Origin of the sequence: Streptomyces mexicanus (assembly GCF_902506575.1) — a bacterium.
In the GTDB taxonomy this organism is placed as follows: domain Bacteria; phylum Actinomycetota; class Actinomycetes; order Streptomycetales; family Streptomycetaceae; genus Streptomyces; species Streptomyces mexicanus.
The window spans coordinates 4200423-4208802 of sequence record NZ_LR732544.1; the positions used below are offsets into that span (position 1 = coordinate 4200423).

General features: G+C 76.0%; 3 protein-coding genes and 1 pseudogene. 3 read left to right on the forward strand and 1 reads right to left on the reverse strand.

Going from position 1 to position 8380, the window contains the following annotated elements; genetic code table 11:
* Nucleotides 1-262, forward strand: a pseudogene (locus GV126_RS36570) (hypothetical protein); the annotation flags it as partial.
* On the opposite strand, the gene GV126_RS18815 reads toward GV126_RS36570, so the two are convergent.
* Complete coding sequence (locus tag GV126_RS18815; RefSeq protein ID WP_028421392.1) at nucleotides 165-1589, reverse strand: NsdA family TPR-like regulatory protein; 1425 nt, start codon at nucleotides 1587-1589, stop codon at nucleotides 165-167. The pseudogene GV126_RS36570 and the gene GV126_RS18815 sit on opposite strands and share 98 nt — an antisense overlap.
* Before the next feature lie 747 nt (nucleotides 1590-2336).
* On the opposite strand from GV126_RS18815, the gene GV126_RS18820 reads away from it, so the two are divergent.
* Nucleotides 2337-4424: an asparagine synthase-related protein gene (locus GV126_RS18820; RefSeq protein ID WP_159668187.1), complete on the forward strand. Its 2088-nt coding sequence runs from the start codon at nucleotides 2337-2339 to the stop codon at nucleotides 4422-4424.
* 98 nt (nucleotides 4425-4522) lie between these two features.
* The gene (locus tag GV126_RS18825) at nucleotides 4523-8284 is read left to right on the forward strand and encodes an AfsR/SARP family transcriptional regulator (protein WP_159668190.1); all 3762 of its coding nucleotides are present in this window, start codon (nucleotides 4523-4525) and stop codon (nucleotides 8282-8284) included.
* Nucleotides 8285-8380 lie beyond the last annotated feature (96 nt).

Here is an 8380-nt window from a genome sequence, read left to right on the forward strand (position 1 = left end):
CCAGGGCGACCTGGAGGCGCAGCTGGACCACGCCTTCGCCATCGTGCGCAAGACGTTCGGCACCGGGATCGGCGCCGGCCGCGGCACGGGCGGCGCCGGCGGGGCGGCGTCCCGGCCGTCCGGCGCGCCCGCCCCCCCCGCCGAACCCGCCGCCCCCGCCCCGCTCAGGCCGGCGTCATCAGCAGCGGTCGGGCCCGCTCGCGCAGCTCCGCCACGCGCGGTTCGTCGCCGTAGGGCTCCAGGCGGTGCAGCAGGTCCTTGACGTACTCCGTGGTGCGCGCGGAGGAGATGCGCCCGGCGACCTCCACCGCCCGCACGCCCTGCTCGCAGGCCGCGTCCAGGTTCCCCGACTCCAGCTCGGCGACCGCCGAGACGACCAGGCGCAGGCCGTGCGAGCGCACGAACTCCTCGGTCGGCTGCGACAGCGCCTGCTCGGTGAAGCGGCGGACCTGGCGGGGCGCCTTCAGGTCGCGGTAGCACTCGGCGGCGTCGGCGGCGAACCGGTCGTAGCCGTAGAAGCCGAGCCAGGAGGGGTCGTTGTCGCCGTCCCGGGAGCGCTCCAGCCAGCTCTCCGCGGCCTTCAGGGCCGCGCCGGCCGCCTGGGCGTCGCCGGCGCGCGCGTGCGCGCGTGCCTCGACGAGGTGGAAGAAGCTCATGGTGCGGGCGGTGGCCAGGCCCCGGTTGCGTTCCAGGGCGGCCTGGGCGAGGTCGACGCCCTCGTCACCGAAGCCGCGGTAGGTCGCCTGCAAGGACATCGACGCCAGGACGTAGCCGCCCAGGGGCACGTCGGCCGCCGCGCGGGCCAGGCGCAGCGCCTGGATGTAGTACCGCTGCGCGGCCTCCTGCTGGCCGGTGTCGAAGGCCATCCACCCGGCCAGGCGGGTCAGTTCCGCGCTCGCGCCGAACAGGGCCCGGCCCACCTCGTCGGAGTAGGAGCCGAGCAGCAGCGGCGCCGCCTCCACCCGTAAGCACTCCGGCACCATGGACGAACGCCAGTCGCCGCCCCCGTACTTGGAGTCCCAGCGCCTGGCGTCCTCCGCGGCCTCCCGCAGCTTCTGCACATCGCTGTGGCCGACTTTGATCGGTGCGCCGGAGCCCTCCGCCGGAGCCGCCTCGCGCGCCACCGAGCTGTCGGCCGGGGTTATCAGCCACCGGGAGGCGGGCGTGGCGTACGCGCTGACCGCGAACGATCCGGCCAGCGACTGCCAGATGCCGCCCGAGCCGGCCCGCCGGCCGGCGAGGTCGAGCCGGTACAGCTCCGTCGCCGACTTCACCGCCTGGTTGACGTCCCGGGGGAAGGCGAGGCCCACTTCGGGCGCGGGGTCCGCGTCCGCCAGGCCGATCTCGTGGAGCGGCACCGGGCGGCCGAGTTTCTGCCCGATGGCGGCCGCGATGAGGTGCGGCGCGGCGCCCTGGGGCACCATTCCCTTCGACACCCAGCGCGCCACCGAGGTCTTGTCGTAGCGAAGTGTCAACCCGCGCTGCGCGCCGAGGTCGTTGACGCGTCGCGCCAGCCCTGCGTTGCTGATTCCCGCGAGGGCGAGAACGGCGCCGAGCTTTTCGTTCGGCCCGCGTTGCTCCCTGGACATGCGCCACCCCTCGACACAGACGGCTGCCGCGCTGGCATAACCACGCGGCATTCGTAAACCCAGCGTAGTTCTCCGCATCCCAAGCGTTAAGGGGCATTCTGCCGGATGGCGGGATTGTGGCCCGCGCGGAAGGACGCGGTGTGCACGGACCGTGGCCGCGTGCTCCCGCTGTGTGGCCGTGCGCCTGTGTGTGCGCTCTCCTCCGGCCACCCGGGGAGCGGTTCCATGGTGGTGCGTGGGTCGGCCCGCTGTACTGGATCCAGTGGGCTGGGGGACACCGCCGTCTCAATCCCCGCGGGCGGCGGGACGGTCCGGGAGGCGAACTCCGCCTCCCGGGCCACGCGTTGGCCGCGCGTGCGGTGCGGCGTGCACGGAGCGTGCACACGCCTGTCCCCGTATCGCTGATTTGGCCGAAAATCGATCCCGCTTCTCGCCACCGACCACCCCTCCCACCACGGCAGTTGGCGGCGCACGGGTGTTGAGGGGGCGCATCAGGGGGCGCATTCAGGTCGGCGGGCATGTGCCGACCGGATGCGCCGCCGGGGCGCTCCGCGGCCGTCGTCGGGACGCTCCCGGGATGTCACCTGCCCTTTCTCGCAGGGGCGTTCGGCGTCGCAGCGGTCGCACGCAGGGGCGCGTGCGGCGCGGCAAAGGCGGCTCCGCCTGCCCTCCGGTGCGCCTCCTTCGTGGCAGCATGGGACCCGGTTCGTACGGTGCACTGGTTGTCCACAGGCCGTGGAGGCGTCGATGCGGTGGTTGGTGGGGTGGAGCAGCGCCGCCGCGGGAGCGGGCCGGATCGGCTCCGCGGGCGCCACCGGCCTCGACGGCGAGACCGTGTATCCGGTGGGGTCCCAGTTGCTGTGGGGCGACCCCGACCCGTTGTGGGCGGTGGGTGACTGGCGGCCGGACGAGATCCGGCTGGTGCAGGTCGACGCGCAGACCCGGATCGCGGTCCTCGGCATCTGCGGCGCCAGCGACGAACAACTGCGGGTCGGCCTGTTCGCCGCGCGCGGGGGCGCACTGCGCCACCTGACCGCCTGGCCCGGCAGCTACACCGCCGTCGTGCAGGTGGGCCGGCGCATCACCGTCTGCGGCGACCTCGCCGGCGCCCGCCCGGTCTTCCACACCCCCTGGGCCGGCGGCACGGCGTACGCCACGGCCGCGCTGCCGCTGGCCGACCTCGTCGAGGCCGACCTCGACTTCACCCACCTGGCGGCGCTGCTCGCCGCGCCCGACGTGCCCGCCGCACTGGAGGACTCCACGCCGTACGCGGGCGTGCGGCGCATTCCGCCGGGGCACGCGCTGATCCTGCGTGCCGGCGCGCACGAGATCGCCGGGTACGAGCCGGTCGCCTCGCTCGCCGTGGCGGCGCCCCCGGCCGACCCGCACAGCGCCGTGGACGCCGTACGGGACGCCCTGGTGGAGGCCGTCCGCGCCCGCCTCGCCGCACCCCGCCACGTGCCCGCCGTGGACCCCGGCCCGGTGCCGGGCATGGGCCCCGCCGACCGCCGCGCCGCCCGCGGCATGCCGGTTCCGGGCGTCGGGTCGGACCTGTCCGGCGGACCGGCCTCGGCGACGCTCGCGCTGCTCGCGGCGGGCCTGCCCGGCAACCCGGGCACGCTTCTCGGTCACGGCACGGGGGCCGGCGAGCGGCTGCTGGCCGTCACCTTCAACGACCTCGCCGTCGGCGGGCGCGAGGCCGAACTCGAGCGCGCCGGCGCGCTCGCGGCCAACCCGCGCCTGCACCACGTGGTGGTCACCGGAGGCGAGGACGTCCTGCCGTACGCCGATCTGGACGGCCCGCTCACCGACGAGCCCGGCCCCTCCCTGGTCACCGCGGCCCGGCACCGCGCCCGCCTGGCCGCCGGCAGCGCGGACCACTTCACCGGGCACGGCGCCCGCCAGGTGCTGGACGCCCACCCCGCGCGCCTGGCCGACCTGCTGATGGACCGCAAGCGGCGCCACCTCGTCCGGCCCGTCGCCGCGCTCGCCAAGGCCGACGGGTCGGTGATGGTCCCCGCGCGCGTGTACAGCGCGGCACGACGGCTGGCACGGACGCCGTACCGGACGGGAGTCGACCTGCTCGCCGACCGGCTGCTGCACCGCCGCTTCGACGAGCCCACGGGCGCGGTGGGCGCCTCCCTGGCCGCCCTGACCTGGGCCGGACCGGGGCCCGCCGCGCGCTGGCTGACCGGCGAGGCGCTGGCTGAAGTATCGGTTCGGCTGCAGAGCGCGACGGGTCGCTCGGCGCTCCTGCCGGGCCAGCGCCCGGGGGACTACCGCGCGCGGGCCGCCCTGGCCCGGCACGCCGCGGACCTGCGGGTCCTGGAACAGGCCGCGGAGATCCGCTCCCAGCGGCTGCACGCGCCCTTCCTCGACAACCAGGTCGTCCGCGCCTGCCGCGCCCTGCCGGAGGCCCTGCGCGTCCAGCCCGGAGCGCGCGCGGCCATCCTGCGCACGGTCCTCGAAGGCGCCGGAGTGGGCGAGCTGCCCCCCGGCTGGGGCGCGCCCTCCCACGCCGGCGCGTCCGCCGCCGCCCGCGCCGGCCTGCGCGCCGCGGCCGACGACCTGATGGCCCTGTTCGCCACGCCCCTGCTCGCCGAGGCCGGGCTGGTCGAGGCGCGCGTGGTGCGCAAGGCGCTGCGCGCCGCGGCCCACGGCGAGTCCCTGCCCCTGGACGGCCTGGCCGACCTGGTCTCCCTGGAACTGTGGCTGCGGCGCCTGCTGGCCCGCCGCGGCACGTGCTGGACCGGAACACCGGCACGCGCGCGTGCCGTGCCCACGGGCATCACCCCGCAACGGGGAGCGCTGGCGTCCGGAGGGCGCGCGTCGTAGGCATGACGAGCGCGCGTGTCGTAGGCGTGACCGGCGCGACGGGCGCGACGGCGGCAAACCGTGTGCCCCCTCGCGCTCCCCCGGGCGACAATGAGCCGGTGCGGTACACAATCCTGGGCGTCACCCAGGCGGAGGACGACCAGGGCACAGCCGTACCCGTCGGCGGCCCGCGCCTGCGCGCCCTGCTCACCGCCCTGGCCCTGCGGCCCGGGCGGCTCGTGCCCGCCGACGTCCTGATCGACGAGGTCTGGGGCGACGCCCCGCCCCAGGACGCCCCGGCCGCGCTGCAGGCCCTGATCGGCCGGCTGCGCCGTGCCCTGGGCAAGGACGCCGTGCGCTCCGCGTCGGGCGGCTACGGGCTCGCCGCGCAGCGCGACGACATCGACCTGTTCGTCTTCGAACGGCTCGTACGGGACGGCGTCGCCGCCCTCGACGGCGGTGACGCCCCCGCCGCGGCCCGTGTCCTCGACGCCGCCCTCGCCCTGTGGCGCGGGCCCGCTCTGACCGACCTGCCCGACCGCACGGCCGCCGCCCGTCCCGAGGCCCTGCTCCTCCAGGCCCGGCGCGCCCGCGCCGCCGCGGCGCTGCGGCTGGGCCGCGCCCAGGAGGCCATACCGGAACTGGTGGAACTGACGGCGGCGCACCCGTACGACGAGCCGTTGCACTGCCTGCTCATCCGCGCCCTGCGCGACACCGGGCGCGGCGCCGACGCCCTGGCCGCCTACGAGCGCGCCCGCCGGGCCCTGGCCGACGGCCTGGGCACCGATCCCGGCCCGGAACTGCGCGCCCTGCACGCCGAACTGCTCAGCCCCTCCGGGCAGCACGCCTCGCCGGCGGCCCCGGCGAGCCCCGCACACGCGCCTGCCCCGGCCTCCGGTTCAGCAGGGCCGGGGCCGGGACCCGGAGCGGCCCCCGCGCCCGCATCGCCGCCCGCGCCCGCGCCTGCAGGGACGGCTGCACCCGCGCCTGGGGAGACGTCCGCACCCGCGCCTGCGGAGACGCCTGCACCGACTTCTGCATCGCCGCCTGCGACGACGTCCCCGCCCACCCCGGCGGGCACATCCTCGCCCGTATCTGCCCCGGCGGGCGCGTCCGCGCCCGCACCGGCGTTCGGGGCTGTCACGTCCGTCCCCCCGTCCGGCGCGGAATCGATTCCTGACGGGCCGACCGCGCCCCGGGGCGAGGACCGGCCGTTCGAACGCGGCGGCAACATCCGTCCTCGCCTGACCTCTTTCGTGGGCCGGGAACCCGAACTCGCCGCCCTTCGTTCCGATCTGTACAGGGCCCGACTGGTCACGCTGACCGGACCGGGCGGGTCCGGCAAGACCCGTCTCGCCGAGGAGGCCGCCGCCCGGCTGCCGTCGGCATGGCTGGTCGAGCTGGCCCCGCTCGACCGGCCGGAGGCGGTGCCCGGCGCGGTGGTCAGCGCGCTCGGTCTGCGGGAGACCGTGCTCTTGACCAACGAGCTGGCGACCCCGCAGGACGATCCCGTGGCCCTGCTGATCGAGCACTGCGCCCCGCGCAGTCAGCTCCTGGTCCTCGACAACTGCGAACACGTCATCGGTGCGGCCGCCGACCTCGCCGAGACCCTGCTCACCCGCTGCCCGGGGCTCACGATCCTCGCCACCAGTCGTGAACCCCTCGGCGTCCCCGGCGAGGTGGTGCGCCCGGTCGAGCCGCTGCTCCCCGACCAGGCGCACCGCCTCTTCGCCGAACGCGCCGCCGCCGTCCGCCCCGACGGCGAGGACGTGCTCGGCGACAAGGAGGCCGTCGCCGAGATCTGCCGCCGCCTCGACGGCCTGCCCCTCGCCATCGAGCTGGCCGCCGCCCGGCTGCGGCTGCTCACTCCCCGGCAGATCGCCGACCGGCTCGACGACCGCTTCCGCCTGCTCACCGCCGGCAGCCGTACGGTCCTGCCCCGCCAGCAGACCCTGCGGGCCGTCGTGGACTGGTCCTGGGACCTGCTGGACGAACGGGAGCGGACCGTGCTGCGCGAGGTCTCCGTCTTCGCCGGCGGCTGGGACCTCGCCGCCGCCGAGGCCGTGTGCACCGGCCCCGTCGCGGACGTCCTCGGGGCGCTCGTCGACAAGTCCCTGGTCGTCGCGACCCCCGGCGAGGACGGCGGCATGCGCTACCGCATGCTGGAGACCATCCACGAGTACGCCGACGAGCGCGCCGCCGAGGTCCCCGAGGTGCGCGCCGCGGCCGAACGCCGGCACCGCGCGTGGGCGCGTGCGCTGGCCGAGCAGGCCGCCCCGCTGCTCCGGTCCGCCGCCCAACTGCCGTGGATCGCCCGCCTGGAGACCGAACTGGACAACATCCGGGCGGCCCTGCACCGCGCGCTCCTGGCCGGCGACGAGCAGGACGCGGGCGAACTCGTCCTCGCCATGGGATGGTTCTGGTGGCTGCGCAACCACCGGCGGGAGGCCATCGAATGGGTCCGGAGCGTGCTGTGCCTGGGCGCGGCCCTCGACGCCGGCGGCGTCCCCGCGGTAGCGCCCGGTCACGACCCCGGCGGCGACCCTGCGGCCGTGCCCGGTCAGAAGCCGTACGGCGGCGCCGGGACCCCGCCTCCCACCGACTGCACCGACCCGGTCGACGCGTTCCTGGAGGCCCCCGGCGACGAGCGGCACCACCCGCTGCACGCGCTGCGGATGGACCTGCGGATGCTGTACCTGTTCCTGACGACCGAGTCCGACCCGAGGAGCACGGCCGGCGACGAGCGGTTCGGGCGGTACGTCACCCGGGTGCGGGCCGCGTTCGAACACGGCGGGCCGCGCGCCGCCCGGTTCCCCGGGATCCTCTGGCCGATGACCTTGCACTTCGTCGGCGACCCCGACGCGATCGGGCCGGCGCTGGACGCCGTCGTCGCCAACTGCCGTGCGCACGGCGGTGACTGGGAGATCGGCGTCGCCCTCATGTTCCGCACCCACATGGTCGTCGACGCCCCCGGCCACCTGAGCGGCGTCGACACCGACCTGGCCGAGCTGCGGCGGCTCAGCCGACATGTGGGCGACCGCTGGATGCGCGCGCAGGTGTGCAGTGCCGCCGGCGAGGCCGCCATCGCGCGCGGACGGTTCGAGGAGGCGCGCGGGGAGTACGAGGAGGCGCTGCGCCTGGCCCACGAGGTGGGCGCGCACGCCGAGTCGCCGTTCCTCCTGGCCCGGCTCGGGGAGATCACCTACCGCTCGGGGGACCGTGCCGGTGCCCTGGCCATCCTGGACGAGGCGGGCGCGGCGGCCGAGCGGTACGGGGTGGCGGACTCCCGGGCGTTCGTCCTGCTGCTGCGCGCGCAGATCGCCCTCGACGAGGGGGACGTCGCCGGTGCGCGCGCCCAGTGGGAGGCGGCCTGCGTGGAGAGCCGGCGCAGCTCCCCGCCTCCGCAGTTCGAGGCGATGCTGCGGGCCGTCGGCGCGTGCGTCACGGTCGCCGAGTCCGGCCCGGAGCACGGGCTGCCCCTGCTGGCCGACGCCCTGCGCACCGCCGTCGAGCAGCGGTGCTCGGAGGTCGTCACGGCGGCGCTCGTCGACAGGGCGGCCGAGGCGCTGGCCCTGCTGGGCGACCTGCCCCGCGCGGTGCGTCTGCTCGCCGCCGCCGACCACTGGCGCGACGGCCTGCCCCGCAGCTTGCCGGAGCGCGCGCATGCGGACCGGGTGGAGGCCGCCGCCCGCGCCCTCACGCCCGAACGCCGCACCGCCGAGCGCGTGCGGGGCGCCGCCCTCACCGCGGACGGCGTCCTGACCGAGCTGGCGGAGGCCACCCGCACCTGGCCCCTATACACATCTGACGCCGCCGACGACGCCCTACGGCCAGACGCCTTTGGGGCCTCTATTTCATCAAAAAAAGAAGCAACGCTATAAAATGATTCAGCACGAAGAACGAAACCATCGCTTGGTGTATTGAAGATTTTGGAAATTCGACGATGTTCGTGGAAAGATGAATGTGAGTCGTTTGTA